A 25,826-nucleotide genomic window follows, 5' to 3' on the forward strand; every position below is an offset into this window, starting at 1 on the left:
CCGGCAATGCGCTTGCCAACGCGATCGTCGGCGGTGCCGGCAACGATCTGCTGGACGGCGGCGCCGGCGCCGACAGTCTGCGCGGTGGCGCGGGCAACGACATCTATGTGGTCGACAATGCGGGCGATGTGATCGTCGAGGCGGCGGGCGGCGGCACTGACGAATTGCGGACGGTGCTTTCAGCCTACTCGATCGCTACGCTGACCAATGTCGAGAACCTGAGCTACATGGGATCCGGCAACTTCACGGGCACCGGCAATGCGCTGGCCAACATTATCACCGGCGGCGCCGGCAATGATGTGCTGAATGGCGGGTTTGGCGCCGACAGCCTGATCGGCGGAGCGGGTGACGACACCTATGTCGTCGACAATGTCGGCGATATCGTCATCGAGAACGCCGCCGCAGGAACGGACACGGTCTGGACGAACCTGAGCACCTACACGCTTGGCGCCAATGCCGAGAACCTCATCTCCTTCGGCACGGGGGCGTTTACCGGAACCGGCAATGGGCTCGACAACGTTATCACCGGCGGAGCGGGGATCGATACGCTGAAGGGCGGGGCGGGCGACGACACCTATGTCATCTCCACCGGTGACGTCGTCGTCGAGAATACCGGCGAGGGTATCGACACGGTTCGCACGGCACTGGCAAGCTATATGCTCGGCAGCAATGTCGAGAACCTCACCTATATCGGCACGGCAGCGTTTACCGGAACCGGCAATGCGCTCGACAACGTTATCGTCGGTGGCAATGGCTCCAACACGCTAACAGGCGGCGCCGGAAATGATACCCTGAGTGGTGGAGCGGCGGCAGACGTCTTCATTTATTTGCCGAACTGGGGCCATGATACAATCACAAACTTTGTGGCAACCGGCAGCGCACATGACATGATCAGGATCGATCACAGCATTTTTGCCGACTGGGCGTCGCTTCTTGCGGCAAGCGGTCAGTCTGGTGATGATACGATTGTTACAGCCGATGCAGACAATACCATCACGCTAAAGAATGTGCTTCTATCAAGCCTTCATTCAGGGGACTTCCTGTTTGCGTGATCTTCGCCCGCACTTTGGTGGTTCGGCGCCTGCTGGAGAGCCAAAGTCTGTTGTTGTGACGGCGCCGCGCATCAGTAATGCGTCGCGCGCCGTTATTGGTTCGATGCCGTCGGTCGCGAGATCGAGATATTGGAGACCTTAAAGCGCATCGCGTTCGACTTGATGCATGCGACGCGCTTTAGCTCTTTTGTTTTACGCACGTCGTTACCCCGCCGCCCGCTTCCGGGCGACGCGGTAGCATGCTGCTGAAGAACCCAGCGGCTTTGTAAACGTAATACGATTTCCAGTAGGCTGTCAGGTCGCAGCGATCAGTTGCAGGCCTTGTTGCCGGATGACCAGCGATTGACGTCGCCGGCGATGCGTCCTGCTACCGGTTCCTGCATCATTGGCCCGAAGGCCTGGAGGCGTGCCGGGCTGCCTTCGGCCTGGACGACGAGGAGCGGCCGGCTTTCTGGGCTGCCCTTGTGAACAAGCAGGATGCGGGGGCGGCCGGTGAAGGAATTGAGTTCCGGTGCGAGCTTGTAGGCCGCAAAAGCGGGATCGCCTGATTTGAACCAGCAGGCGTTGGCTCCAAGTGCCACCCGTTCCATCGTCGGCAGCGCGGCACGGTTCGGATTGGCTGCCGGCGCCGCCGACTGGCAGGCTGCAAGCATGGCTGCGAGAACAGTCGACACGGCAGCGTTTGCGACAGTGAGGCGAGGGCGCATTGGTCTTGCTCCAGGGATGAAGGCTTTGCATGCCGTTACCCGCGGCACGGCCCGCGGGCGGCATGCGTTCAGGGCGGACTCAGGCGGCGATGACGTCGAGCGCCGAGGCGAAGAGGCCGCGGCCGTCAGAACCGCCGTGAGCGGCTTCAATCAGATTTTCGGGATGCGGCATCATGCCGAGCACATTGCCCTTTTCGTTCATGATGCCGGCAATGTCATTGATCGAGCCATTGGGATTGGTGCCCTCGGCATAACGGAACACGACCTGGCCGTTGCCTTCGATCTTCGCCAGCGTCGCTGCGTCGGCGAAATAATTGCCGTCGTGATGGGCGACCGGGCTGCGGATGATCTGGCCCTGCGCATAGGCGCGGGTGAAATCGGTATCGGCATTGGCGACTTCGAGCTTAATCTCGCGGCAGACGAATTTCAGCGAGGCGTTGCGCATCAGCGCGCCCGGCAGCAGGCCGGCCTCGACGAGGATCTGGAAGCCGTTGCAGACGCCGAGAACCTTCACGCCTTTTGCAGCCTTGTCGATGATCGCCTGCATGACCGGCATGCGGGCGGCGATCGCGCCGCAGCGCAGATAATCCCCATAGGAGAAGCCGCCCGGGATGACGATCAGGTCGACATCGGGGATCTCGGTTTCCGTCTGCCAGATCGTCACCGGCTTGTGGCCGGAGATCTTGGTCAGGGCTGCGATCATATCGCGGTCACGGTTGAGGCCCGGAAGTTGAACGACGGCTGATTTCATGGGGTCCCTGCGTCTAGCGAAAGATATTGAACTGGAACGCTTTCGGCGAGCCATACTCCATTGTCGGAGACAAAGAAAGAATGGCCCTTAGAAAACATGGCGGCTGCGTCGACACGCAGGATGATATAGTCGCCCTTGCGGCGCGTGGCGACGGTTTTCGCGGTTTCGATATCCGCTGAGAGATGGACGTGGTGCCGCTCCATCTTCTTCAGGCCTTCGCGCTCGATCGAGGGCCAGCTTATCCTTGACGTGCCGTGAAAGAGCACGTCGGGCGGCTGGACCGCCTTCAATGCCAGATCGACGCCGACGCTGTGGCCTTGATTGGCGCGAATTCTGTCATCGACGAGCGCAAAGCGTTTCTTCGGACTGTTCTCGATGATCTCGAGGATATCAGCGCGGGACACGCCGTATTTCGACGCCACCGCCTTTTCGAGCGCATCGAAGGATACCCATCCTTCGACATCGAGCGTCAGGCCCGCGGCATCAGGCGCATGGCGCAAAACATAGCTCATGAATTTCGAGACTTCCGTCTCCAGCTTTGCTTCCACCATGACGCTTGGTCCTCAAGGCCTGTGCGGGGCAGGCCCGCGATCGTCAGTCGATCGCGATCGCGTAGTTCTCGATGACCGTGTTTGCGAGAAGCTTCTCGCACATGGCCTTGAGGTCAGCCTCGGCCTTGGCCTTGTCGGCGCCTTCCAGTTCGAGGTCGAAGACCTTGCCCTGTCTTATATGGCCGACGCCGGAGAAGCCGAGGGCGCCGAGAGCGCCTTCGATGGCCTTGCCCTGCGGATCGAGAACGCCGTTTTTCAGCGTGACGGTGACACGAGCCTTGATCACTTTGTCTTTCCTGCCTTACTTGACGAGAACCGGGCCGGTGCCGCGCACAGGCTCGTTTTCATTGATGATGCCGAGACGGCGCGCAACTTCGGAATAGGCTTCGAGCAAGCCGCCGAGGTCACGGCGGAAGCGGTCCTTGTCCATCTTCTCATGGGTTTCGATATCCCACAGCCGGCAGCTGTCCGGCGAGATCTCGTCGGCGAGGATGATACGCATCAGATCGCCTTCGAAGAGGCGGCCGCATTCGATCTTAAAATCGACGAGCTGGATGCCGACGCCGAGGAAGAGGCCGGTCATGAAGTCGTTGACGCGGATGGCGAGCGCCATGATGTCATCGAGTTCGGCCGGATTGGCCCAGCCGAAGGCGGTGATGTGCTCTTCGGAGACCATCGGATCGTCGAGCGCGTCGGATTTGTAATAGAATTCGATGATCGAGCGCGGCAGGACGACGCCTTCCTCGATGCCGAGGCGCTTGGCGAGAGAACCGGCGGCGACGTTACGCACGACGATCTCCAGCGGGATCATCTCCACTTCCTTGATCAGCTGTTCACGCATGTTCAGCCGGCGGATGAAGTGGGTCGGGATGCCGATCTTGTTCAGATGGCTGAAGATATATTCGCAGATGCGATTGTTGAGGACGCCCTTGCCGTCGATGACTTCGTGTTTCTTCTTGTTGAAGGCGGTGGCATCGTCCTTGAAGAACTGGATCAAAGTGCCCGGCTCGGGGCCTTCATACAGAATCTTTGCCTTGCCCTCGTAGATACGGCGGCGACGGTTCATCGTGGTTATTCTCTGTTGTTGGCGCTCTTGGGATAGCGCGAGTGGATCGATCTCTTGGCGTCCCCTTAAAGGAAAAGAGAGTGTTTCACAATCCGCCTGTCGCTCCTTCCCCGGTTTCAGATTTTCATGGCTCCGGCTTCCGGATTTTACGGAAGGCCGCCAAGAGAATCGAATGAATTCGCGAGACGAGTTTAGCGTCTTTTCCTCTACGGTGGAATGAAGGCGAAATGGCGGGACGCTTATACCGGTTTTTTATTTGGCGGCCCTGCCGGTAAGCGCGCGGCGAAGCTCAGCCCGCGCGATGCGGGCTGCGTTTTCCCCGTGGCGCCAGCTTCCGGCGCGGATGAAGGAGGGGATCTGCATGGCCGGTATCGGCCGGGCGAGCGCATAACCCTGCAGCATATCGCAGTCGAGTTCTTCGAGAATGCGGATATGGTCCGCCGTCTCCACGCCCTCGGCGATGACGAGGATATCAAGCGAGCGGCCGATGTCGATGATGGAGCCTACGAGTTTGCGCTGCTCGGCCGATTGCGGCAGCATCCGGATCAGCTCCTTGTCGATCTTCAGCGTCTTCGGGCTCAGGCGCAGCAGGCTGACGATCGAGGCGTGGCCGGTGCCGAAATCGTCGATCTGGATGTCGATGCCGAGCTTGCGCAGCTTTTTCAGGTTTGCCGTTACCGCCTCGTCGCAATCGTCGAGCGAGATCGATTCCAGCAATTCGAAGGAGATGGTGCCGGGCGGGATCTTCAGGGCGCGAAGCTTCTTGCCGAGATCGGGATCGGCGAGCCGTCTGGCGGAGACGTTGACCGATATTTTCGGGACCGGCAGCCCATCGGCGAGCCAGGCTTTGCGGTCGGCGAGGGCCTTCTCCAGGATCAGGGCGTCGATGGTCGAGACGACGTCGAGATCTTCGGCAATGTCGAGGAAACGGTCGGGCGTCAGCAGCCCGTGCGCCGGATGCTGCCAGCGGGCAAGGGTTTCGACACCTGTGACATCGAGCGTGCGGGCATCGAACTGCAGCTGATAGAACGGCACGAATTCGTTGCGCTCCAGGCCGATCAGGATCTCGTCGGCAAGCTGCTTGGCGGAGACGATGTCGCGGCGATCCGATGCCGAGAAGAATTCGAAACGATTGCGGCCGAGACCCTTGGCCCGATAGAGCGCGATATCGGCATCGAGCAGCATCTGCTTGGCGTCGAGCTCCGGCCCGCTGTCGACGGCGATGCCGACGCTGGCGCCGAAGCGGCAGTCGTGCCCTTCATATCTGACAGGTTTGCGCAATTCACGGATGACGCGCTCGGCAAGGCCGACGACCTTCTTCGAGGCCGCATCGACGGCGCAGAGGATGACGAATTCGTCGCCGCCGATCCGGGCGACGAAATCGGCGGCGCGGACGGAATTCCGCAGCACGCCCGCGACATGCCTCAGCATGGCGTCGCCGGCCCGGTGGCCGAGTGTGTCGTTGATCTGCTTGAAGCGGTCGAGATCGATATGCAGGATGGCCAGCGCCAGGCCTTTTGCACGGCATTCGACCGAGCGTTCGTCCAGCATCTTGTCGAGATAGCGGCGGTTCGGCAGGCCGGTGAGGTAGTCGTGCAGGGCCAGGTGCTCGATGCTCGCCTTGGCGGCCTCGAGCTCGCGGTTGCGTGCCTCGGCCAGATCCTTGGCGCGCTGCAGTTCGTTGCGCAGCGCGACTTCCTCGGTCACATCCCAATTGGCGCCGACCACTTTGCGGCGGCCGTTGCCGTCGATGAAATAGGCGGAGCTGGCGCGGATGATGCGCTCGGTGCCGTCGCCGCGGATGATACGGTATTCCTGCTGAAAATTGCTGCCGCTCGCGACGCTGCGGTCGACCAGGCCGAGCACGCGCTCGCGATCATCGGGATGCAGGCTTTTCGCCCAGATCTCGCCGGCGTTCCGGCGCGAAATGCCCTTCAGCCCGTAAATGGCCATGAGCCGTTCGTCCCACTCGACCATGTTCTCCTCGATATCGGCCTCGAAGACGCCGATGCGGGAAATATCAAGCGCCAGATCCAGCCGGCGCGAGAGGCGCGACAGCGTCTCCTCGGCCTGTTTGCGGGCGGTGATATCGGTGTCGGTGCCGACGATGCGCGTGGGAACGCCGGCCTCGTCCCATTCCACGCAGGCGCCGCGGCATTCGATCCAGATCCAGCGGCCGTCCCTGTGGCGCTCGCGATACTCGAAGATCTGATAGTCGGGGTCGCCGGCATTCTGCCGATCGATGGCATGGACGACGAAATCGCGATCATCGGGATGGACGAGCTGCAGCCAGGCGTCGTAGTCCCCGGCGGCTTCTTCGTCCGGCGCCATGCCGCGCATCGTCTTCCACGTCTCGGAATAATACTTCCGGTCGAGACGGTAATTGTGATCCCAGACACCGAGGCTGGAGCCGACGAGCGCATAGTTCCAGCGGCTCTCCCGTTCGGCCAGATCGGAATCGTCCGCCGCCGTCCCGTTACCGACGCCTGCCTCTGCCGCTGCGGCATCGCCATGCGGATCATCGGCCTCTGGATGGGCTTTCTTCACGGGCATTCTCGCTCATTTCGTTCGACGCAGTCTGCGGTCATTCCATTAAGAAAGACTTAGAAAAGCAATCACTCAATTAGCGAGTTGGCAAGTTTTCCTCAATCAGATGGAGAGTCGGCTGAGGAACTGAGCAAAGACCATAGTCCCTTCGGGCCAGGGGCCATGACCGGAATCGGCATTGATATGACCGGCCTCGCCGGCATCGACGAGGAAGGAGCCCCAGCTGCTGGCGATATCGTCGGCATGCTCGTAGCTGCCGAACGGATCGTTGCGGCTGGCCACCGTGATCGAGGGGAAGGGCAGCGGATCGCGCGGATAGGGGCCGAACGTCATCAGATGTTTCGGGCGGATATCCGGATTGGCGACATCGGGAGGGGCGACGAGGAAGGCGCCGGCCACCCGATTGCGGAAATGCGGAATAGCATGGATCGCCGATGGGATGCCGAGCGAGTGGGCGACGAGGACGACGGGGCGCGTGGAAGCGTTCACTTCCTCGGCGATGCGGGCGATCCAGTCTTCACGGACCGGCTTCGTCCATTCGGCCTGTTCGACGCGCCGCGCCGTGCTGAGCTTTGCCTCCCAGCGGCTCTGCCAATGGCCGGGGCCTGAATTGGTATAGCCGGGGATGATGAGAATATCTGCGTCTGAGGCTTTCATAGTGCCGCCGATGTGAGAAAGCTCGGCCAAGATGTCAAGAGGCACTCCAAGGGAGAGAGCGACACGGGCGCCGAAACTTGCTATATAGTGTGAGTGCCGGTTGCGGATTTCGTATCGGCTTGCCGCCGATGCTTGTCCGCCGCCGACCGATCTCGGCTGAGGAGGAGAAAGCCATGGCGGCATTTCATGTCATGACGGGTGCCAGCGAAAACATCTCGTGGCCCGTGGTCAATCGCATCAGTATCGCCGACGTCTTCGACGCGCTGAAGCGCGGGCTCGACGATTTTAGTGAGAAGCCTTCCCATTACGTGTTCCTATGCCTGATGTATCCGATCGCCGGCGTCTTCCTGACGCTATGGACCTCCGGCGCCAACCTTCTGCCGATGGTCTTTCCGCTGATGTCCGGTTTCGTGTTGATCGGCCCGATCGCGGCGATCGGCCTCTATGAGATCAGCCGCCGCCGCGAAGAGGGTCTCGACACCTCTTGGACGCATGCGCTCGATGTGCGCCATTCGCCGGCGCTGCCGTCGATCGTCGCGGTCGGGCTGATGCTCTTCGGCCTCTTCGTCGTCTGGCTGGTGACGGCGCAGACACTCTACGGCAACCTGCTCGGCGACGTGTTTCCGCGCACCATGGCGGATTTCACCCGCCAGGTCTTCGGCACGGCACAAGGCCTGCAGCTGATCATCTGGGGCAATCTCATCGGCTTCGTCTTCGCGCTCGTCGTGCTGGCGATATCCGTCATCACCTTTCCGCTTCTGCTCGACCGCGACGTCGGAGCGGTTGCCGCCGTCGTGACCTCGATCCGCGCGACGGTCGCCAACCCGGTGCCGGTGCTGCTCTGGGGCCTGATCGTCGCAGCACTCCTCGTCATCGGCACAATCCCGGTCTTTGCCGGCCTTGCCGTCGTCATTCCGATCCTCGGCCATGCGACCTGGCATCTCTATCGCAAGCTGATTGCTCGGCAAGCCGTGTAATCATGGCTTTCTCCCGGGATCTCAGCTTGGCTGAGGTCCCCCAGGGGAACATTCGAACCTGCCTCGGCGTTTTTAGCGTAGACTTCGAGGAGGATTTCAGACGTGACGATGAAGCATCTGTTTGCCCGTTTCGCAACCAAGGCATCGGAATGGGCGGGCAAGCCCGTCGTCTTCATCCTGGCGCTGGCGGTCGTCGTCATCTGGGCGGCGCTCGGGCCCTTCTTCGGCTATTCCGAAACCTGGCAGCTGATTATCAACACCGGCACGACGATCATCACATTCCTGATGGTCTTCGTGCTGCAGAACGCCCAGACGCGCGATACGCGAGCGATCCAGGCCAAGCTCAACGAAATCATCCTGACGAGCCACGCCGAGAACCGCTTCATCGGCATCGAGCACCTTGATGAAGAGGAGCTGAAACGGCTCGATCAGCTTGTGGCCAAAGCGGCCGAGGGCAGGGCCGGGGCGGAGGCTTGCAGGACGGCGGAGGTGGAGAAGGCGGAGACGCCGAAGAGGGGGCCCGTTATTAAATAAAATCGAAATTTACTGCGAAAAAAGAATTGCGGCAAACACAATCAACAGCGTTAAAAACAATAAAATAAGCAATGGCATCGTATATAAAACTCTAGATCTATTTGGGATAATATCTTCTTCCTCGGCTGACTCTCTTTTGTACATCTTTGATCCGATTTTACTATCTAATTCAAAATCCCATTTATTTTTCTTGTAAAATATAAGCTCTTTCACTTCTGTTGTGACTAGAAAAATTATGGCTAAGGATAGGACTGCTATGGGGGTGATTGCCCCATAGGTATCCAGATGATTTTCTAACGAAGCCACGCGTTATCCCCTGCGGTGCCTTATGTGTTTTGTAATTTATTGTACGCGCGGAAAATAGCGAGCGGTTTTATGCCGTGTGCTCCTGTGGCAGTTCTTTGCGCAGGCAGATATGAAAACGACGCCCTTAGGGGGCGTCGCCATATTGTTGATTCCCGAACCCGCTCACGCCTTGCCAAAGACACGCCGGAAGATCGTGTCGACATGCTTGGTGTGATACCCAAGATCAAACTTCTCCCGGATATCCTCTTCCGAAAGCGCGGCACGGACCTCGGCATCGGCCAACAGCTCTTCCAGAAAATCCTTGCCCTGTTCCCACACCTTCATCGCATTGCGCTGGACGAGGCGGTAGGCGTCCTCGCGGGAGGTGCCGGCCTGGGTGAGCGCCAGGAGGACACGCTGGGAGTGGACGAGGCCGCGGAACTTGTTGAGGTTCTTCTCCATGTTCTCAGGGTAAACCAGCAGCTTTTCGATGACGCCGGCGAGACGCGAGAGGGCGAAGTCGAGCGTGACGGTGGCGTCCGGGCCGATCACGCGTTCGACCGAGGAGTGGGAGATATCGCGCTCGTGCCAGAGGGCGACGTTTTCCATGGCGGGCAGAGCGTAGGAGCGGACCATGCGGGCGAGGCCGGTCAGGTTTTCGGTCAGGACCGGATTGCGCTTGTGGGGCATCGCCGAGGAGCCCTTCTGGCCGGGCGAGAAATATTCCTCGGCTTCCAGCACCTCGGTGCGCTGCAGGTGGCGGATTTCGGTCGCCAGGCGCTCGATCGAGGAGGCGACGACGCCGAGGGTGGCGAAATACATGGCGTGGCGATCACGCGGGATGACCTGGGTCGAGACCGGCTCGGCTTTCAGGCCAAGGGCCTCGGCGACATGTTCCTCGACGCGCGGATCGATATTGGCGAAGGTGCCGACGGCGCCCGAGATGGCGCAGGTCGCGACTTCCTCGCGGGCGGCGACGAGACGCTGGCGGCAGCGCTCAAATTCGGCATAGGCGAGCGCCAGCTTGACGCCGAAGGTGGTGGGCTCGGCGTGGATGCCGTGCGAGCGGCCGATGGTGACGGTGTCCTTGTGTTCGAAGGCGCGGGTTTTCAGCGCCGTGAGCAGCCGGTCGAGATCGGCGATGAGGATATCGGTGGCGCGAACCAACTGGACGTTGAAGCAGGTGTCGAGCACGTCTGATGAGGTCATGCCCTGGTGGACGAAGCGCGCATCCGGGCCGACGATTTCGGCGAGGTGGGTGAGGAAGGCAATGACGTCATGTTTGGTGACTGCCTCGATCTCGTCGATGCGGGCGACGTCGAAGGTGGCCGCGCCGCCTCTTTCCCAGATCGTTTTTGCCGCCGATTTCGGGATGACGCCGAGTTCCGCCAGCGCGTCGCAGGCATGCGCCTCGATCTCGAACCAGATGCGGAACTTGGTTTCGGGAGACCAGATGGCGACCATTTCGGGCCGGGAGTAACGCGGGATCATGGGCGGCTGCCTTCACTTCAAGAGGTTTAAGCGTCGAAGATTTGGTTTTACGCAATTTCGGACGCAAAACCGCTGGGCACTTTTGCTGAAATTGCTTTAGCGCCCCTGTAGCAAAGACGGGCGGCAATCTCAACGCATGCGTTTGGCAAGATGATAACTGCTTGCGACAAGGCAGACGAGGCCGAGCGGCAGGAAAAGGCGAAGGCCGATCACCAGGAACTGGTAGACGGCGCTGATGCTGGTGAAGACGAACTGGAAAGCCCAGACGATGCTGCCGAAGGGTGCGTGCCAGCGCGAATAGAAGATCCGGTATTCCATGGCGAAGAGGAAAGCGGTCATCAGGATCGTGGCCGCCGTCAGCGTCACGAAAAAAGCGGCGAACCGCGCTTCCGGCGGCCTGTTATAGGCAAGGAAGCGGGCGACCGGCAGGGCGAAGGGCCAGGAGAGCAGGCCGCCGAGGAAATAGAGTGCTGCGACCTCGGCAAGCCGGCTGGTCTGCAGGCCGTTGCGGAGATAGAGGCCGAGCATGGCGGCGGCCAGCATCTGCATGCCCCAGAGCAATGCACCGACAAAGAGATCGGAGTAGGGCGGCTTCGCCGCCCGAAGGCGATCCATCCTGGGGCGATCCTCGCTCAGGGATGGACAGGAACGGCGATCCAGCGTCCGTTCCTCTCGGCATCGAAGGCCAGGACGAGAGCGACGTGAACCGGGTTTCCACCTTCCGGCTGGTAGACCATCGCGCCGCCGATCCGGTATTCCACCGAACATACGCGCTCGGCCGGGACAGTGGTGGCCTGGCGGGCCGCCTGCCGGTTCGGGGCGCCTTCCTTCTCGATCATCTGCAGGCTGAAGCCGATGACGCGCTTATCGACCGCGGCGCAATCCTTCGGCGTCGGCACCGGCATCTCGCCAAGCGAGAGCGTATAGGGCGATTTCGGCGGTCCGTCGGTCGCAAGCGTCGTGTAGCGAAGCGTCTTCGAGGGGGAGCCGAGCTCGGTCGGCGGGTTGAACGCGGCGATCAGGCCGGGATTGGTCAGGAGATCGTATTTGTCCATCTGGCCGCGCGCCGCCGTCAGGTTCTGCCGCCGCGCCTTGGAGAGATTGGCGTCCTTCTCGGTCAGTTCAGTGCGGAAAGGCGTGCCTTCGAGATACTGGCCGTTTTCGGTATCGATGAAATAGGTGTTGGAGTAGGGGGCGTTGCCGTCACCCTCGATGCCGAATTCCTGAAACGCGAAGACCTTGCCGTCGGCGGAAAAGCCGATCGGCTGGATGCTGGCGATGTCTCCGGCCAGTGATATGCCGGGCAGGCCGGCAATTGCGGCGGCAAGCATGCCGCCCATCATCAGACGCTTCTTCATCCTCGTGCCCCTTCGGCTGCCTGACGCAGACCGGCGACGGTCTTGCGGTAATCCTCGACGGTATCGCCTTTGAAAATCGCCGATCCGGCAACGAGGACGTTGGCGCCGGCGCGGGCGATATCAGGCGCCGTTTCCACCGTGACGCCGCCGTCGACCTCGAGTTCGATCGGGCGGTCACCGATCAGTGACTTTGCGGCGGCGATCTTGGCCGTCATCGCCGGAATGAATTTCTGGCCGCCGAATCCGGGGTTGACCGACATGATCAGGATGAGATCGATATCATCGAGCACGTTCTCGATGGCGCTGAGCGGCGTTGCCGGATTGATCGTCACCCCGACCTTCTTGCCGAGATTGCGGACGGTTTGCAGCGAGCGGTGCAGATGCGGCCCGGATTCGGCATGGACGGTGATGCGGTCGCAGCCGGCCTTGGCGAAGGCTTCGAGATAGTCGTCGACCGGCGAGATCATCAGGTGGCAGTCGAAAGTGGCCGAGGTATAGGAGCGCAGCGACTTGATGACATCGGGACCGAAGGAGATGTTGGGCACGAAATGGCCGTCCATGACGTCGAGATGGATCCAGTCGGCGCCGGCGGCCGTCACGTCGCGCACCTCCTCGCCGAGCCTGGCGAAATCCGCCGCGAGGATCGAAGGGGCAATGCGAATGGGCAGCGTCATCAGGTTCTCACTCCGTAGGAGGCGCCATGACCGCGGCGCCCGAATTCAAGGCTCGCGGCGTGCTTATTGCGTCGGCGCGGCAGGTGGAAAAAAGCCGCTGCCTCGCCATTCGAGCAGACGGTAGGGATTTTGCGAAAGTTCATGCCCGCCGGTGAAGGCGACGGCGCCGATCGGCGTCTGGAATGTGGTGCCGGCAAGCGTCTCCTGGAGCGGCTTGCCCGCCTGGGCGGCGGCTTGCGCAGCCTGGCCGGCGATGAGGGCTGCCGCCATCGAGGGCAGGACATAACCTTCCGGCTCGACGCCCTTGGCACGCAGGGCCTCGGCCGCAGCCGCGCCTTCCGGCAGCACTGCATATTCGGGCAGCGTGACGGCGCGCACGCCGTCCGTGAGCGGCAGCGGCTGATTGGCGGCGCGCATGGCATCGCCGCCGAGAATGGAGAGCGGGATGTTCTCCGCCTTGGCATCGCGGGCGATGACGGAGACGTCGTTGCGGTCGCCGCCGATGAAGACCCTGGTGGCGCCGGCCCGTTTCAGGCGGCGCACGAGAGCGATCTGCTGCTCCTGTCCCGGGCGATAGGTGTCGGTGAAAACAGGCTTCAGACCGTTCTGCTCCAGCGCGTTGCGCACGGCTTCCGTCAGTTCGCGGCCATGGATGGTGCCGTCCTCGATCAGGGCGATCGGGTCTGCCGCCCAGTTCTTGAGGATCACCTCGATGATCTTTGCCGCTTCGGCGCCGTCGGCGGGCGCAAGGCGGAAGAGCGGCCAGCCGTTTTTCAGCGCATCCTCCATCAGGATGCGTGAACGTACCGAGACGGTGATCGCGACAATATTGGCGTCCTTCAGCTTCGGCAACGCGTCTTCCAGCGTCTCGCTGCAGAGAAAGCCGACGGCTACCTGAACCTTGGCATTGACGAGCGCATCGGCAACCGCCGCGCCGCTATTGTCCTCGCAGGTCTCATTGATGGCGACGAGCGTATTTCCGGATTGCTGGATCTCGGAACCGGCGCCGGCGGCGATCTGTGCGCCGAGAAGCGCGAGCGGGCCGCCCTGGGGAGCGACGACGCCGATCGTCACGCCGGCCGCATGGCCTTGCGCCGCCGCTACCAGCAGCGCCAGAAAGGCTGCTATGCCACGCAGGTTGATCATGAAAGGCGGAGATCCCTAGCCATCGTCCATGCCCTTTTATCCGCAAGGCCGCGATCGTCAAAGAAAAACAAGCGCAACACGGTGCTTTTCACTGATCCTATTGTAGAAAACGTAACCGATGCTCGCCATATTGGCGCGATAGCAAGACGAACCAGGCATAAAAGCGGACGGGAGAAGCAGGTGTTGAACAGGCAGCATATCGACCCTGGCCTTTATCGCGATGCCATGAGCCGTTATGCCGGCCATGTGCAACTTGTGACCACGGCGATGGAGGGTATGCGCCGCGGCGTCACCATTACCGCCGCCTGCTCGGTTTCGGACAATCCCGCATCGGTGCTGATCTGCCTCAACAACACCAACCCGAAGAACGAGATCTTCTTCCGCAGCGGCATCTTCGTGCTCAATACGCTCGGCGCCCAGCATCAGGGCGTTGCCGACGCCTTTTCCGGCCGCACGGCGCTTGCCGATCACGACCGTTTCGCAAGCGCCCGTTTCGACACGCTCCTCACCGGCGCGCCGGTTCTCGCCGATGCACTGGCCGCCTTCGATTGCCGTGTGACCGACATCAAGGAAATGCCGACGCACAATGTCATCTTCGGTGAGGTCGCCGCCGTCCGCTTCAGCGAAAAGCACCCGGCGCTCATCTATATGAACCGGGATTATCATACGCTCTGATAGGAACGGCCTGGATTTCGAGGGGATAGAGCATGGACAATGCCGGGATCGAGGAAATGTTTCAGGGGCTCGGGCCGGTCACGATCAAGCGCATGTTCGGCGGCAAGGGCATCTATCATCTCGGGCGGATCATCGCCGTCGAAGTGCGCGACGAGATGCTGCTGAAAGCCGACGAGACGACCGCCCCGGAGTTTGCCGCCGCCGGGGCCACGCAATGGGCCTATGAGGGCAAGAAGGGCAAGCCCGTGAAAATGCCCTACTGGTCGATCCCCGAAGAGGCCTACGACGATCCCGATCTGATGGCGAAATGGGTGCGGCTTGCCTATGAGGCAGCGCTGCGCGCTGAATGACTACTCCATCCGTGGCCGCCTATTACGCCTTCCCGCGGCATTTTGCCTTGGTAATTTCACACATTCGGCGGCGCTTTGTAATCGCACGGCGCAATGATATGGTGCGCCGTCAATGCCGTATTTCTTATTGTTCCAGTCTATTTGATGCCATCCCCTTAGAGGAGAAATTGCATGTCTAAAATGATGATTCTGGGCGTAAAAGGTGAAGCCGGTCTTTGGCTGGTCGACTTCGAGGCAGGCACCGTCACCGCGATGGACGGTAACCGCGAAGATTATATCTCCGCCCGCGACAACGCCGATAAATTTGAAACGGATCTTGACGTCGCCGTCGGCTTCGAACGGAAGGAGGTCGCCTTCTCCGGTCATTACTACAAAACCCCCGATGTGGACGTCGCTGTAGCCTTTGAGCCGAAAGACGCTGCCTTCTCCGGTCATTACTACAAGACCCCCGATGTGGATGTCGCTGTAGCCTTTGAGCCGAAAGACGGCGCCTTCTCAGGGCATTACTACAAAACTCCGAGATAAATGTCGCGGTCCGCTCGGAACCGAAGGACGTCGCCCTTTCAGGTAGGCTGCGCGTGGAATGATCGACCCGTCGCGGGCCGCGAAATGTTCGCAGTCCGGTCCGGTTTCGGTCGAGCCGCATGATGTCTGACGAGCCGTTGACGTCTTACTCAGATCGCAGTTGTTCTCCGAACGAGACGATGGCGCGGATTGCGCCATCGCTTTCCAAGCATGGAATAACACGCCTTGCTCGCCTGACGGATCTCGACAGGATCGGCATTCCCGTCTGGAACGCCATTGCGCCCAATTCACGCTCCATCGTCATCAATCAAGGTAAGGGGATTGACGACATAGACGCCAAGGTGTCGGCGGCCATGGAGGCCTTGGAGCGAGCTGTCGCCGGAAATCCGCAAATCGAGGCCCGGCTGACAAGCATTCGGCAATTGGCATTCGAAGGTTTTTCAGCCGATCCTCTGGCCGGTCTTCTTTCGGCTGGCGGGCACGAAATACAGCCCGACGAGACGATTGCCTGGATGTCGGGATACGACCTGATCGCCGAACATGATGTCTGGGTTCCTCGTGAAGCCGTCGTGCTGGACGATACGAGAGCGAACAGATTCTGGCAGTCATCCGACGGTCTGGCGTCCGGCAACATACTCCTGGAAGCGACTTTCCACGGCTTGCTGGAGCGCATTGAGCGCGATGCCGAAGTGCTCTCGCAGTTCTCCTCGAAGGAGGAGAAAGGAAGTCGCTGCATCGATGTCGATTCGATTGGCGATCCTGTTCTCAGCGGCCTTGCCCAGCGGGTACGCGATGCCGGTTTTCGGCTTCAGATGTTCGACACGACAAGCGATGTCGGCGTTCCCTGCTTCGAAGCCTTCATGGCCCCAACCGCGCCGTCCGAAATTGCATTACGCTATATCGAGGTGACATATGGAGCCGGGGCGCATCCGAATCCGGTACGCGCAGCGATAAGGGCCGTCACCGAAGCGGCCCAGTCGCGGCTGACCTATATCAGCGGCTCCCGTGACGACATCCATCCCGACACATTTGCGCGGCCGCTTCCAGACCACCTGCATGACGCGCTCCTCCTGGAACCGAACAACTATACTCCGCCGCAGAATGTGATGGTGGGAACGCTGAACGACATGCTGCAGGGCGTCATCGGCAAGCTGAAAGCGGTGGGAGTGAAGTCGGCAATCGTCGTCCACCTCAATCCGGGAGAGAATGATTTCAGCGTTGCGAAAGTCCTGGTTCCTGAGCTGGAAAATCCAGATGGGAGACGCAAACGAAGGTTCGGCCCCCGCGCGCTGAAGAGGATCATGAAATCAAGATGAAGGTGATCTTCGCAGGTCCCACGCTCTATGGCGCACATCTGCCGTCAAACGCAGACTACCAGCTGCGTCCGCCCGCCAGGCAGGGAGATTTTCATAAAGCCATTCAGGATGGCGCTACCGTCATCGGGCTTGTCGACGGGGTTTATGAATACGTTCCCGCCATCTGGCATAAGGAGATCCTGTTTGGGCTGGCCCAAGGCGTTCACATCTTCGGGGCCGCAAGCATGGGGGCTTTGAGAGCGGCGGAATGTGCCGCATTCGGCATGGTGGGTATCGGTGAAATCTTCGACAGCTACATGAGCGGCGCTCTGGAGAACGACGCCGATGTCGCACAATCCCACGCGCCGGCTGAAATGGGTTTCCTTCCCCTCAGCGAACCTCTCGTCAATGTCCGTGCGACCCTTTCGAGATGCTTGCATCTCTCGTTGATCACGGCTTCCGAGCATGACCAGCTGCTGGCGGCCGCCAAGGCGATCTTCTTCAAGGAGCGGACCTACAGGCAGCTGGTGATGTCATCCATTTCGGATGAAGTCCGGGCATTAGAGGTGCTGGCCGTGCTGCGCGCAAATGCGGTCAATCAGAAGCTGCTCGATGCGCAGCTCCTTGTCGAAGCCGTCATAGGGGCAGCCGATCGACGCTTCGTTCCTCAATTCAACTGGACATTCGAGGCAACGAGCTTCTGGGATTTCACGTTTCCCCGCTTGCAGCCAAAATCCTAGCATCGGCGGCCGGCAAAGCCGCTATCGCCGCCTTGGTGAAAGCCGACAGCGGTTGCGGCAAATCCGTCAGGGCAAACCAGCCGAAATCGGAAAGCTTGTCGGGTTCGGTCAATTGCGGCTCGCCCTCGACGTCGCAGGCGAGATAGAGAAGTGAAATCCAGTGCTGGCGGTCGGTATCGATGATCTGTTCGGTCATGCCGATTCGCTCGATCCGTCCGATTTTGAGGCCGGTTTCTTCTTCGGCCTCGCGGCGCGCCGCTTGCTCGGCCGGCTCCATATGATCGACCTTGCCGCCGACAATGTTCCAATAGCCGGCTTCCGGCGCTTTCACACGTTTGTAAAGCAGAACCTTGGTGTCGCGCAGAATCACCAGGCCGACGCCGAAGCCCGGAAAATCGAGACCGGGCTTGCCCATCGGATGCTCAGACCTTGGCGCTGCCGGCGATCAGCATGAAGGCGGGGATATCGTCGCCGAAGCCGACCGGGGTCGGGCCGTCGTCGTGATCGCGATGACGGCGGCGGTCGCGGCTGTCATCGTTTGCCGGGTAAGGCCGGTTGTTGCGCGCATTGTTTTGCGGCTTCTGCTCTGCTTTGCGCTCGTTTTTCACGACTTCGGCCCTTGCTGGTGCTGCTGCGATCACTTGGACGTCATTATCCTGTATGTCGTTGTCAGATTTATGACTCGCACCATTGTGCTTGCCGCGTCCGCGACCGCGATCCTTGTCGCCACGGTCACGCCCGTTGCGGCGCGGACGGTCGCTGTCCTTACCTTCTTCCACTGGCGGCAGCGAGGTCAGGTCGCCGTTCAGCCATTCGACATTTTCGCCGATCAGCTTTTCGATCGCGTCGACGAATTTCGTATCGCGCTTCGTAACGAGGGTGAACGCGGCGCCCGAGCGGCCGGCGCGGCCGGTGCGGCCGATGCGGTGGACGTAATCTTCCGAATGGATCGGCACGTCGAAATTGAAGACGTGGCTGACATCGGGAATATCGAGGCCGCGAGCAGCGACGTCGGAGGCGACCAGAAGCTGGAGATTTCCGTCACGGAAGTTCTGCAGCATCGTCGTGCGGGAACGCTGATCCATGTCGCCGTGCAGGGCGCCGACGGAGAAGCCGTGGCGCTCGAGCGAACGGAAAAGATCGGCCACATCCTTCTTGCGGTTGCAGAAGATGATGGCGTTCTTCAGCTCGGTCTGGGCGCGGACGAGTTCACGCAGAACCGCGCGCTTTTCGTAGTCCTTGCTGTGAGAGGCGACGAAACGCTGCGTCACGGTCTTTGCGGCCGAGGCGGGCTTTGCCACTTCGATGCGTTCCGGATTCTGCAGGAAGCGATCGGCGAGCTTCTGGATCTCCGGCGGCATGGTGGCCGAGAAGAACAGCGTCTGGCGGGTGAAGGGGATGAGCTTGGCAATGCGCTCGATATCGGGAATGAAGCCCATGTCGAGCATGCGGTCGGCCTCGTCGATGACGAGGATCTCGACGCCGCTCATCAGCAGCTTGCCGCGCTCGAAATGATCGAGCAGGCGGCCGGGTGTGCAGATCAGCACGTCAGCGCCGCGTTCGAGCTTGCGATCCTGGTCCTCGAAGGAAACGCCGCCGATCAGCAGGGCGACGTTGAGGCGGTGGTTCTTACCGTATTTCTCGAAATTCTCGGCGACCTGCGCAGCGAGTTCGCGCGTCGGCTCGAGGATCAGCGTCCGGGGCATGCGCGCGCGGGCGCGGCCCTTTTCCAGAAGCGACAGCATCGGCAGAACGAAGGATGCCGTCTTGCCGGTGCCGGTCTGCGCGATGCCGCAAATATCGCGGCGTTCGAGCGCAAAAGGAATGGCTCCCGCCTGAATAGGCGTGGGGATCGAATAGCCCGCATCGGCAACGGCCGATAGCACTTTTTGGCTCAAGCCAAGGTCAGCGAATGTCGTCAAAGGGAAAACTGTTTCCGTTCCGGTTCGGCCGAGCTCTGAGCGAGTCGGCGGGATTGCATGCCGCAATGCAGCGCGACATAGCCCCGAATGGCCGGCAAGTCAAGAAATAGAGAGGCCGCACCCCATGCAGAGTGAAGCTTTGGTTACCGGGCGGGTATTACTTGATATAGGTGGCGAGTTTAAGGCCGGCATTCATGAAATATACTGGATCGATGGCCCGGCCATTCTGGCGCACTTCATAATGCAGATGCGTGCCCGTCGAACGGCCGGTGCTGCCGGCAAGGCCGATGACGTCGCTTCGGCCGACAGTATCGCCCACCCTGACCAGGACCTCGGACATGTGACCGTAACGCGTCGATATGCCGTTGCCATGGTCGATCTCGACCATATTGCCGTAACCGCCTGTCCAGCCGGCTGATATCACCTTGCCCGGCGCCGTCGGGCGGATCTTTTCGCCCGGCGCAAAACGGAAGTCGATGCCGGAATGGAGCGCCAAACGGCCGAGGAAAGGATCGCGCCGGTTGCCGAAGGGGCTCGTCACTTCCTTGCCGACGGCGGGATTGCGGAAGGGCAGGGATTCGGCGGTGCTGCGCACGGCTTCGAGCCTCGTCAGCGCGCCGTCGAGGGCGACCAGCGAATTGTTGAACTCGTCATTGCTCTCCGGCTCGACATAGGGGCCGCCGACGGCGCTGTCATCCTCGTCGTCCTGCTTGGCAGCCGCTTCGGGCATGGGGATCTTGAAGCGGGTCAGCACGCTCTCGATGGCGTTGGCGGCGTTGCCGGCGTCGCTCGTCAGTTGCTCGACGCGGTTTCGCTGGGCCTGTTCGACATCCTTCAGCGACAGCGTCACCTTGGAGAAGATGCGGTCGGCGCGATCCCCCACAGTCTCGGTGGCGGGCACGTAGGCAAGCGTCGTATTGTCGGGCGTGGCGTCGGCCGGTGCGCCGCTTGCCAGTTGCTTCTCGATCGCCTCGATGCCGCCGCGGTCGAGCGAAGCGCGCTTGTCCTTGATGGCCGGCGCATAGGATTGCACAGGCGAAGACGGCGCGCCGTCCTTATCCGTCAGCCCGGAGCTTTCGGCCCGGTCGAGCAGGTTGTCGAGCTTGCCGTGGCGTGAGGTGAGCGCCATCTGCTGCTCCATCAGCTTGTCGACTTTGTCTTCCACCACCTGCTGGTCGAGAAGCTGGCGCGACGTGATACGGTCGACCTGGGCGCGGAGCGCGGCGATGCGGTCTTCGTAATCGTGCTGCATGCGGGCCTGGCGGGCCATGGTCGCGCCGATCAGGTCGTCGCGCAGCACGAGATAGGATGTCGCCAGGAGATAGCCGATCGAGAAGACGCCGACGAAGCAGAAGGCAAGGGCGCCCATCCACGGCCGGACCGTCATGTGGCGGACCTTGTCACCGCTTGCCAGGATGAGAATGTGTTCCTGAGCCCGCTTGCCGAATACCCGGTGCTGATGTCCGCTGTTCACGCAGGCTCTCCCGATTGATGCTCTACGCCTCTTTCGGAAAATTAGACACGCTTATGGTTAATGAATGCTTTCGCGGTCGCCGATTACGTTAGAAAATCAATCACGTCAGGCGTGGCTGATCGAAGCCAATGAGCGGTAGAAGGACGGCGTTAGCCCGGCCTCAGCGCGGGCGAGATCGTTGAAGGGCGGCTTCAGCGGTCCGCGAAAATTCGCGCGCACCAGCTCCTGGAAGGCTTTTGCCGGATCGCGTTTCTCGCGGGCGCAGAGAAAGCGGAACCATTTGGCGCCGACGGCGACATGGCCTTTCTCGTCGTTATAGATGACATCGAGGACCGCGGCGCTTTCGAGATCGCCGGTCTCGCGCATCTTCGCCTGCAGCGACGGCGTGACGTCGAGGCCGCGGGCTTCGAGAATCAACGGCACGACGGCGAGCCTTGCCGTGAGATCGTTGCGGGTGGAATGGGCGGCTTGCCAGAGCCCGTCATGAGCGGGCAGATCGCCGTAGTCGGCGCCGAGGTCGTTCAGCCGGGCGCGCACCATGCGGAAGTGCTTCGCTTCCTCGAAAGCGACCTGCATCCAGCCGTCGAAAAAGGAATTCGGCACCTGTTCGCTGGCGAATCGTGCGACGATATCGAGCGCCAGATCGACGGCGTTGAGCTCGATATGGGCGATGGCGTGGAGCAGGGCGATCCGCCCTTTCAGCGTATGCAGCGAGCGCTTCTCCACTTGGGTCGGCGGCGTCAGTACCGGTTTTTCCGGCCGGCCCGGCCTTTCGGGCAGCGTGGCGTCGAGCGGCGAGCGCAGCGACACCCGGCGGGCAAACCAGCGGGTGGCGCTTTCCTGTGCAAGCGCCGTCTTGCGGTCGAGATCGGCGGCGCGGATGGCATCGATCGCGCCGCCGCGCAGCGAGGTTATCGCCAGCTCTCCGGTCACGCCAGGTTCCTCACCGCCTCGAGCACGGTCTCGGCATGGCCCTGTACCTTCACCTTCTGCCATATGGTGGCGATGGTGCCGTCCTGGCGGATGAGGAAGGTGGTGCGCTCGACGCCCATGAAGTTGCGGCCGTACATGCTCTTTTCCTTCCAGACGCCATAGGCCTGCAGCGTGGTCTTCTCCTCATCCGAGGCGAGCGCCACGGCAAGACGATGCTTCCTGACGAATTTGTCATGGCAGGCGGCCGAATCGGGCGACATGCCGATGACGGCAGCGCCTGCCGCTTCGAACTCGGGCGCGAGCGCGGTGAAAGCCAGTGATTCGGCCGTGCAGCCGGTGGTATCGTCCTTGGGATAGAAGAACAGCACGAGCGGTTTGCCGTGGAACTCGGCAAGCGAAACACGGCCGCCGCCATCGCGGGGGAGGTTGAAATCAGGGGCCATGGCACCGATGCCGGGAACCGCCATTATGAAAACCTTTCTTTTGCCGGGTTTGTGGATGACACACTCTCTCCCCGAATTATATATTGGACGGAAACCCGTCCAGCATGGCCGGGTTCAATTCTTCATTTAAGGGAGAGCCCGAGGGCGCATGTCAGCCATCCGCGGCGAAAAGGTCACGTTTCGCAAGAAGGATATCGTTGCGCTGGACCGCTTGCCGTCCGCCCAGGCCGAGGATCCGATCATCGTCCATTGCCCGCCGCCGCGCTCGCCGATGCGGCGCACGGCGAAGCTGACGTCGATATTTCTCGGACTGATTCTCCTCATTCTCGCTGCCATCGTCTTCACCGTCGAAAGCGGCATGTTCGACAAGCCGCTGTCGCAGCAGGCGCAGGCGGCACTGAACGGCGCGGCCGGGCCACGCTACCGCGCCGAGGTCGGTTCCACCGTCATCCGCTTCACCTCGGGCCTGCGGCTGGCGCTGGAAGCGCGCGATGTCAACATGATCGACAAGGAGAGCGGCCAGCACGTGTCGACGACGGGCTCGGTGCGCCTGGCGCTCGACCCGCTGCAGCTTTTCCGCGGCCGCATCGCCGTCACCGATATCGAGGCGGAGGATATCGCCCTAGATACGGCGCTTCTGCCCTCCGGCAATCCCGTCAAACTCGACGATCTGCGCATCGACGCCATGCCGGCGGCGATGGAGAGGATCTTCTCGCAATTCGATATGTTCGACAGCATCGTCACGCGCGGCTCGACGAGTTCGGTGCGGATATCAGGCATCGACATCAAGCTCGCCGACACCGCCAACGGACCGCTTTCGCTCGTCGTCGACAATCTCGTCTTTGCCCATGCCGGCCCGTCCTCACTGCAATTGAGCGGCGATGTCGCGCTCAACGGCGAGGTGGCGCAGATCGACGTGCTGGCCGAGAAAGTGGACGGTCATGTGTCGAAGGTAGTGGCGACGCTCAGGCATGCCGACCTCACGCCCTTTACGCTCAAACGCAACGATCAGGGCGTGATCCGGCAGGGGCTCAATACCTTTGCCGACCTGACGGTGTCGGCCACTAGGGCGCGCGATGGCGTCGAGCCGGCGCTCGCGGCGACGATCGGCGTCGATCCAGGGCTGATCTATGCCGACGGCGATCCGCAGGAACTGTCCGGCGGGCAAATCAATCTGACCTATGATTTCGCCAAGCAGACACTCGAGATCGGCAAATCGAGCATCCGGTTCGGCGCGACCACGCTTCCCCTCAACGGCGCGCTGATCGATCTCGACAAGCTCGATCCGCAGGCCGGCAAGGGCTTTGGCATCGACCTGCTCGTCAGCGGCGGCACGGCGGCCCCCAGCGGCTCCGGCGAGCAGCCGCTCTCCTTCGACATTCAGGCGACCGGGCGCTACATGGTCGCCGGCCGGGACTTCCAGTTTCCGAACATGACCGTCTCCAGCCCGCTCGGCGCGCTTTTCGGATCGCTGCATGTCAAGCTCGGCGACAAATCGCCGGAGATCAGTTTCGCCGGCCAATCGCCGCAGTTGCAGACGACGGCGATCAAGCAGCTCTGGCCATTCTGGATGGCGCCGAAGGTGCGCACCTGGGTGCATGGCAACCTCTTCGGCGGCACCGTCACCGACGCTTCCATCTCAGTCTTCATTCCCTTCGGCAGGCTGGATGAGGCTGCCGGCGGCAAGGGATTGAAGCTCGACGCCAACCAGATCCGTATCGGCTTCGACATTGCGGGGGCGCGGATGAACGTCGCCGGCGACATTCCGCCGTTGCGCGACACGGCGGCGCATTTTGACCTGATCGGCCCCGTCGCGACGATCGGGATCAAGAGCGGCACGTCCTATTTCCCTTCCGGCCGGTCCGTCGGTCTCGGCCAGGGAACGTTCGTCATACCTTCCGCCTACGACAAACCGCTGATGGCCGATATCGATCTTGCTGTATCGGGAGCGGCCGACGCCATCGGCGAACTCCTGACCTATAAGCCGATCCGGGTGCTGCAGCGCGCCGGTTTCACGCCCGACGATTTCAAGGGGCATATCGATGCGAATGTGAAGGCGCATTTCGGGCTGCTTTCGTCGCAAAACCCGCCGCCGGCCGAGTGGAAGGCTGCCATGAAGCTCGCTGACGTCGATCTTGCCAAGCCGTTTTCCGGCCGCACGATCAGCAATGTCAGCGGTGTGCTGAACGGCGATCCGAAACAGATCACGCTCGATGCAAAAGGCGAGATTGACGGCATTCCCGCCGATATCGATCTGACCGAGCCGGTCGAGGCATCCTCCGGCGTCGAGCGTCAGCGCGTGATCACGGCGACGCTTTCCGACGACCAGCGCAGCAAGGTGATGCCCGGGCTTTCCGATATCGTCAGGGGCAACCTGAAGATGGTGCTGACGCGGATAGACGACGACCGGCAGAACGTTCAGCTGGATCTCACCAAATCGATGCTCGACCTGCCCTGGATCGGCTGGTCGAAAGGCGGCGGCATTTCCGCTTCCGCCGAATTCGAGATGTCCGGCCCGCCCGAAAATACGCAGATTAAGAATTTCCGGCTGAAAGGTGACGGTTTCGGCGCCAGCGGATCGCTGAACGTTGGCAAGACCGGTCTTATCTCGGCGGATTTCGATAGCGTGCGGCTCTCCTCGCTCGACGATTTCGCCCTTTCGGTAAAGCGCAGCAAGGGCAGTTTCGACGTCTCCGTTTCCGGCGACAGCGCCGACGCGCGGCCGGTCATCGCGCGGTTGAAATCCGGCTCGGACAGCGGTGAGGAGGGCGATGGCGATGGCGACAACACCAGCGTATCGGTGCGCGCCAAGCTGAAAAACGTCATCGGCTTCAACGACGAGAAGGTCGGCAATTTCCAGGCGCAGGTGTCGCTGCGTGGCGACAAGCTGCAGACCTTGAATTTCTCCGGCATTACCGACAGCGGCGAAGCCGTGGTCAGCCAGATGAAGGACGGCGGCGTCATCAACATCACCAGCGGCGATGCCGGCGCGGTATCGCGTTTTGCCGATCTCTATCAGCATATGCAGGGTGGCCTCCTCAATCTCGCGATCCGGCTGGGGGCGCAGGGCGGATGGGATGGCTCGCTCGACGTCCGCCGCTTCTCGATCGTCAACGAACAACGCCTGCGTTCGATCGTCTCGACGCCTGTCGGCAATGAGCAGCGCAGCCTCAACGAGGCGGTGAAACGCGATATCGACACTTCGTCGCAGCGCTTCCAGCGAGCCTTTGCCCGCATCGTTTCACGCGGCGGCATGATCGGCATCGAGAACGGCGTGCTGCGCGGCGACCAGATCGGCGCAACCGTCCAGGGTGTGGTGCGCGACCGCAAGGGCAACATGGACATGACCGGCACCTTCATGCCGGCCTACGGCCTCAATCGTCTCTTCGCCGAACTGCCGCTGATCGGCGTCATCCTCGGCAACGGCAGCGACCGCGGCCTGATCGGCATCACTTTCAAGCTCACCGGCAAGTTCGACCAGCCGAACCTGCAGATCAACCCGCTGTCGATCATCGCGCCTGGCGTCTTCCGGCAGATCTTCGAGTTTCAGTGAGATAGGGAAGCGGGACGGAACGCGATTCCGAGCTGGCCGACAATTTCGTCATCGATGCCAGATTGTTTTAGTGAAATCTGATATAAGATGCTGTCTCGGCCTGGAAACGAGGGCCGGCGG

Annotated in this window: 27 protein-coding genes; 9 read left to right on the forward strand and 18 right to left on the reverse strand. The window is 61.4% G+C overall.

Annotation, left to right across the window (positions count from 1 at the left end; genetic code table 11):
- The coding region (locus ATY78_RS24490; protein ID WP_141105669.1) for a calcium-binding protein at positions 1-1,052 on the forward strand (1,052 nt) is incomplete at its 5' end.
- Between the two features lie 308 nt (positions 1,053-1,360).
- Here the strand turns inward: ATY78_RS24490 and ATY78_RS24495 are convergent.
- The 7 genes from ATY78_RS24495 to ATY78_RS24525 form a co-directional block, all read right to left on the reverse strand.
- Positions 1,361-1,759: a hypothetical protein gene (locus ATY78_RS24495; RefSeq protein WP_088684901.1), complete on the reverse strand. Its 399-nt coding sequence runs from the start codon at positions 1,757-1,759 to the stop codon at positions 1,361-1,363.
- A 79-nt stretch (positions 1,760-1,838) separates the two neighbouring features.
- Complete coding sequence (gene purQ, locus ATY78_RS24500) at positions 1,839-2,510, reverse strand: phosphoribosylformylglycinamidine synthase subunit PurQ (protein WP_088684902.1); 672 nt, start codon at positions 2,508-2,510, stop codon at positions 1,839-1,841.
- Entirely contained in the window at positions 2,507-3,061 is a 555-nt protein-coding gene (locus ATY78_RS24505; protein WP_088684903.1) for an RNA 2'-phosphotransferase, read from the reverse strand. The genes purQ and ATY78_RS24505 overlap by 4 nt, the downstream gene beginning before the upstream one ends.
- A gap of 43 nt (positions 3,062-3,104) precedes the next feature.
- A complete protein-coding gene (gene purS, locus ATY78_RS24510) occupies positions 3,105-3,347 on the reverse strand; it encodes a phosphoribosylformylglycinamidine synthase subunit PurS (protein WP_088684904.1) in 243 nt (80 codons plus the stop codon).
- A 15-nt stretch (positions 3,348-3,362) separates the two neighbouring features.
- On the reverse strand, positions 3,363-4,127 hold the full coding sequence (gene purC, locus ATY78_RS24515; RefSeq protein ID WP_088684905.1) for a phosphoribosylaminoimidazolesuccinocarboxamide synthase: 765 nt from the start codon (positions 4,125-4,127) through the stop codon (positions 3,363-3,365).
- A gap of 252 nt (positions 4,128-4,379) precedes the next feature.
- Complete coding sequence (locus ATY78_RS24520; RefSeq protein ID WP_088684906.1) at positions 4,380-6,680, reverse strand: EAL domain-containing protein; 2,301 nt, start codon at positions 6,678-6,680, stop codon at positions 4,380-4,382.
- A gap of 96 nt (positions 6,681-6,776) precedes the next feature.
- The gene (locus tag ATY78_RS24525) at positions 6,777-7,331 is read right to left on the reverse strand and encodes an alpha/beta hydrolase (protein ID WP_088685134.1); all 555 of its coding nucleotides are present in this window, start codon (positions 7,329-7,331) and stop codon (positions 6,777-6,779) included.
- Between the two features lie 173 nt (positions 7,332-7,504).
- On the opposite strand from ATY78_RS24525, the gene ATY78_RS24530 reads away from it, so the two are divergent.
- Together ATY78_RS24530 and ATY78_RS24535 are read left to right on the forward strand one after the other, a co-directional pair.
- Positions 7,505-8,308 (forward strand): DUF2189 domain-containing protein, encoded by an 804-nt coding sequence (locus ATY78_RS24530; protein ID WP_088684907.1) that lies wholly within the window; start codon positions 7,505-7,507, stop codon positions 8,306-8,308.
- Between the two features lie 108 nt (positions 8,309-8,416).
- Positions 8,417-8,842, forward strand: coding sequence for a low affinity iron permease family protein (locus tag ATY78_RS24535; RefSeq protein ID WP_088684908.1), 426 nt, complete (start codon positions 8,417-8,419; stop codon positions 8,840-8,842).
- A 9-nt stretch (positions 8,843-8,851) separates the two neighbouring features.
- On the opposite strand, the gene ATY78_RS28320 is transcribed toward ATY78_RS24535, so the two are convergent.
- The 6 genes from ATY78_RS28320 to ATY78_RS24560 all read right to left on the reverse strand — a co-directional run bounded on the left by ATY78_RS28320 (position 8,852) and on the right by ATY78_RS24560 (position 13,796).
- Positions 8,852-9,148, reverse strand: a complete 297-nt coding sequence (locus ATY78_RS28320; RefSeq protein ID WP_141105670.1) for a hypothetical protein — start codon at positions 9,146-9,148, stop codon at positions 8,852-8,854.
- Between the two features lie 162 nt (positions 9,149-9,310).
- Positions 9,311-10,618: an adenylosuccinate lyase gene (gene purB, locus ATY78_RS24540; protein ID WP_088684909.1), complete on the reverse strand. Its 1,308-nt coding sequence runs from the start codon at positions 10,616-10,618 to the stop codon at positions 9,311-9,313.
- A gap of 129 nt (positions 10,619-10,747) precedes the next feature.
- Positions 10,748-11,233 carry a hypothetical protein gene (locus ATY78_RS24545; protein WP_088684910.1) on the reverse strand — a complete coding sequence of 162 codons (486 nt, stop codon included), beginning with the start codon at positions 11,231-11,233 and terminating at the stop codon, positions 10,748-10,750.
- Between the two features lie 17 nt (positions 11,234-11,250).
- A complete protein-coding gene (locus ATY78_RS24550; RefSeq protein ID WP_088684911.1) occupies positions 11,251-11,976 on the reverse strand; it encodes a DUF2259 domain-containing protein in 726 nt (241 codons plus the stop codon).
- Positions 11,973-12,650: a ribulose-phosphate 3-epimerase gene (rpe, locus tag ATY78_RS24555; protein WP_088684912.1), complete on the reverse strand. Its 678-nt coding sequence runs from the start codon at positions 12,648-12,650 to the stop codon at positions 11,973-11,975. Before rpe ends, ATY78_RS24550 begins: the two co-directional genes overlap by 4 nt.
- 63 nt (positions 12,651-12,713) lie before the next feature.
- Positions 12,714-13,796 carry an ABC transporter substrate-binding protein gene (locus ATY78_RS24560; RefSeq protein ID WP_088684913.1) on the reverse strand — a complete coding sequence of 361 codons (1,083 nt, stop codon included), beginning with the start codon at positions 13,794-13,796 and terminating at the stop codon, positions 12,714-12,716.
- Between the two features lie 180 nt (positions 13,797-13,976).
- Between ATY78_RS24560 and ATY78_RS24565 the strand changes: the two genes are divergently transcribed.
- The 5 genes from ATY78_RS24565 (at position 13,977) to ATY78_RS24585 (ending at position 17,381) form a co-directional block, all read left to right on the forward strand.
- Positions 13,977-14,471 (forward strand): flavin reductase, encoded by a 495-nt coding sequence (locus ATY78_RS24565; protein WP_088684914.1) that lies wholly within the window; start codon positions 13,977-13,979, stop codon positions 14,469-14,471.
- A 32-nt stretch (positions 14,472-14,503) separates the two neighbouring features.
- Positions 14,504-14,821, forward strand: a complete 318-nt coding sequence (locus tag ATY78_RS24570; protein ID WP_088684915.1) for a TfoX/Sxy family protein — start codon at positions 14,504-14,506, stop codon at positions 14,819-14,821.
- Positions 14,822-14,992: 171 nt separating this feature from the next.
- Positions 14,993-15,346, forward strand: a complete 354-nt coding sequence (locus ATY78_RS24575; protein ID WP_141105671.1) for a hypothetical protein — start codon at positions 14,993-14,995, stop codon at positions 15,344-15,346.
- A gap of 119 nt (positions 15,347-15,465) precedes the next feature.
- Positions 15,466-16,662, forward strand: coding sequence for a YcaO-like family protein (locus tag ATY78_RS24580; protein ID WP_190237520.1), 1,197 nt, complete (start codon positions 15,466-15,468; stop codon positions 16,660-16,662).
- Positions 16,659-17,381: a TfuA-like protein gene (locus ATY78_RS24585; RefSeq protein ID WP_088684917.1), complete on the forward strand. Its 723-nt coding sequence runs from the start codon at positions 16,659-16,661 to the stop codon at positions 17,379-17,381. The genes ATY78_RS24580 and ATY78_RS24585 overlap by 4 nt, the downstream gene beginning before the upstream one ends.
- Here ATY78_RS24585 and ATY78_RS24590 read toward each other — a convergent pair.
- The 5 genes from ATY78_RS24590 to ATY78_RS24610 form a co-directional block, all read right to left on the reverse strand.
- Positions 17,350-17,796 carry an NUDIX domain-containing protein gene (locus tag ATY78_RS24590; protein WP_088684918.1) on the reverse strand — a complete coding sequence of 149 codons (447 nt, stop codon included), beginning with the start codon at positions 17,794-17,796 and terminating at the stop codon, positions 17,350-17,352. The two genes, ATY78_RS24585 and ATY78_RS24590, sit on opposite strands and share 32 nt — an antisense overlap.
- A 7-nt stretch (positions 17,797-17,803) precedes the next feature.
- Positions 17,804-19,303: a DEAD/DEAH box helicase gene (locus tag ATY78_RS24595; protein ID WP_088684919.1), complete on the reverse strand. Its 1,500-nt coding sequence runs from the start codon at positions 19,301-19,303 to the stop codon at positions 17,804-17,806.
- 157 nt (positions 19,304-19,460) lie between these two features.
- Positions 19,461-20,777, reverse strand: coding sequence for a M23 family metallopeptidase (locus tag ATY78_RS24600; RefSeq protein ID WP_088684920.1), 1,317 nt, complete (start codon positions 20,775-20,777; stop codon positions 19,461-19,463).
- A 105-nt stretch (positions 20,778-20,882) separates the two neighbouring features.
- On the reverse strand, positions 20,883-21,710 hold the full coding sequence (locus tag ATY78_RS24605) for a ferritin-like domain-containing protein (RefSeq protein ID WP_088684921.1): 828 nt from the start codon (positions 21,708-21,710) through the stop codon (positions 20,883-20,885).
- On the reverse strand, positions 21,707-22,177 hold the full coding sequence (locus tag ATY78_RS24610) for a peroxiredoxin (RefSeq protein WP_088684922.1): 471 nt from the start codon (positions 22,175-22,177) through the stop codon (positions 21,707-21,709). Before ATY78_RS24610 ends, ATY78_RS24605 begins: the two co-directional genes overlap by 4 nt.
- A 124-nt stretch (positions 22,178-22,301) precedes the next feature.
- Here ATY78_RS24610 and ATY78_RS24615 point away from each other — a divergent pair, with 124 nt between their 5' ends.
- Positions 22,302-25,706 (forward strand): DUF3971 domain-containing protein, encoded by a 3,405-nt coding sequence (locus ATY78_RS24615; protein ID WP_088684923.1) that lies wholly within the window; start codon positions 22,302-22,304, stop codon positions 25,704-25,706.
- The last annotated feature ends 120 nt before the right edge of the window (positions 25,707-25,826 follow it).

Source organism: Rhizobium sp. R635 (genome assembly GCF_002211285.1).
Lineage (GTDB): Bacteria > Pseudomonadota > Alphaproteobacteria > Rhizobiales > Rhizobiaceae > Rhizobium.

Excerpts from the sequence above, each read along its gene's own strand:
- ATY78_RS24495 (WP_088684901.1), bottom strand. The coding sequence starts at position 1,759 with ATGCGCCCTCGCCTCACTGTCGCAAACGCTGCCGTGTCGACTGTTCTC.
- purQ (WP_088684902.1), bottom strand. The coding sequence starts at position 2,510 with ATGAAATCAGCCGTCGTTCAACTTCCGGGCCTCAACCGTGACCGCGAT.
- ATY78_RS24505 (WP_088684903.1), bottom strand. The coding sequence starts at position 3,061 with ATGGTGGAAGCAAAGCTGGAGACGGAAGTCTCGAAATTCATGAGCTAT.
- purC (WP_088684905.1), bottom strand. The coding sequence starts at position 4,127 with ATGAACCGTCGCCGCCGTATCTACGAGGGCAAGGCAAAGATTCTGTAT.
- ATY78_RS24520 (WP_088684906.1), bottom strand. The coding sequence starts at position 6,680 with ATGCCCGTGAAGAAAGCCCATCCAGAGGCCGATGATCCGCATGGCGAT.
- ATY78_RS24525 (WP_088685134.1), bottom strand. The coding sequence starts at position 7,331 with ATGAAAGCCTCAGACGCAGATATTCTCATCATCCCCGGCTATACCAAT.
- ATY78_RS24530 (WP_088684907.1), top strand. The coding sequence starts at position 7,505 with ATGGCGGCATTTCATGTCATGACGGGTGCCAGCGAAAACATCTCGTGG.
- ATY78_RS24535 (WP_088684908.1), top strand. The coding sequence starts at position 8,417 with ATGAAGCATCTGTTTGCCCGTTTCGCAACCAAGGCATCGGAATGGGCG.
- purB (WP_088684909.1), bottom strand. The coding sequence starts at position 10,618 with ATGATCCCGCGTTACTCCCGGCCCGAAATGGTCGCCATCTGGTCTCCC.
- ATY78_RS24545 (WP_088684910.1), bottom strand. The coding sequence starts at position 11,233 with ATGGATCGCCTTCGGGCGGCGAAGCCGCCCTACTCCGATCTCTTTGTC.
- ATY78_RS24550 (WP_088684911.1), bottom strand. The coding sequence starts at position 11,976 with ATGAAGAAGCGTCTGATGATGGGCGGCATGCTTGCCGCCGCAATTGCC.
- rpe (WP_088684912.1), bottom strand. The coding sequence starts at position 12,650 with ATGACGCTGCCCATTCGCATTGCCCCTTCGATCCTCGCGGCGGATTTC.
- ATY78_RS24560 (WP_088684913.1), bottom strand. The coding sequence starts at position 13,796 with ATGATCAACCTGCGTGGCATAGCAGCCTTTCTGGCGCTGCTGGTAGCG.
- ATY78_RS24570 (WP_088684915.1), top strand. The coding sequence starts at position 14,504 with ATGGACAATGCCGGGATCGAGGAAATGTTTCAGGGGCTCGGGCCGGTC.
- ATY78_RS24575 (WP_141105671.1), top strand. The coding sequence starts at position 14,993 with ATGTCTAAAATGATGATTCTGGGCGTAAAAGGTGAAGCCGGTCTTTGG.
- ATY78_RS24580 (WP_190237520.1), top strand. The coding sequence starts at position 15,466 with ATGATGTCTGACGAGCCGTTGACGTCTTACTCAGATCGCAGTTGTTCT.
- ATY78_RS24585 (WP_088684917.1), top strand. The coding sequence starts at position 16,659 with ATGAAGGTGATCTTCGCAGGTCCCACGCTCTATGGCGCACATCTGCCG.
- ATY78_RS24590 (WP_088684918.1), bottom strand. The coding sequence starts at position 17,796 with ATGGGCAAGCCCGGTCTCGATTTTCCGGGCTTCGGCGTCGGCCTGGTG.
- ATY78_RS24610 (WP_088684922.1), bottom strand. The coding sequence starts at position 22,177 with ATGGCGGTTCCCGGCATCGGTGCCATGGCCCCTGATTTCAACCTCCCC.
- ATY78_RS24615 (WP_088684923.1), top strand. The coding sequence starts at position 22,302 with ATGTCAGCCATCCGCGGCGAAAAGGTCACGTTTCGCAAGAAGGATATC.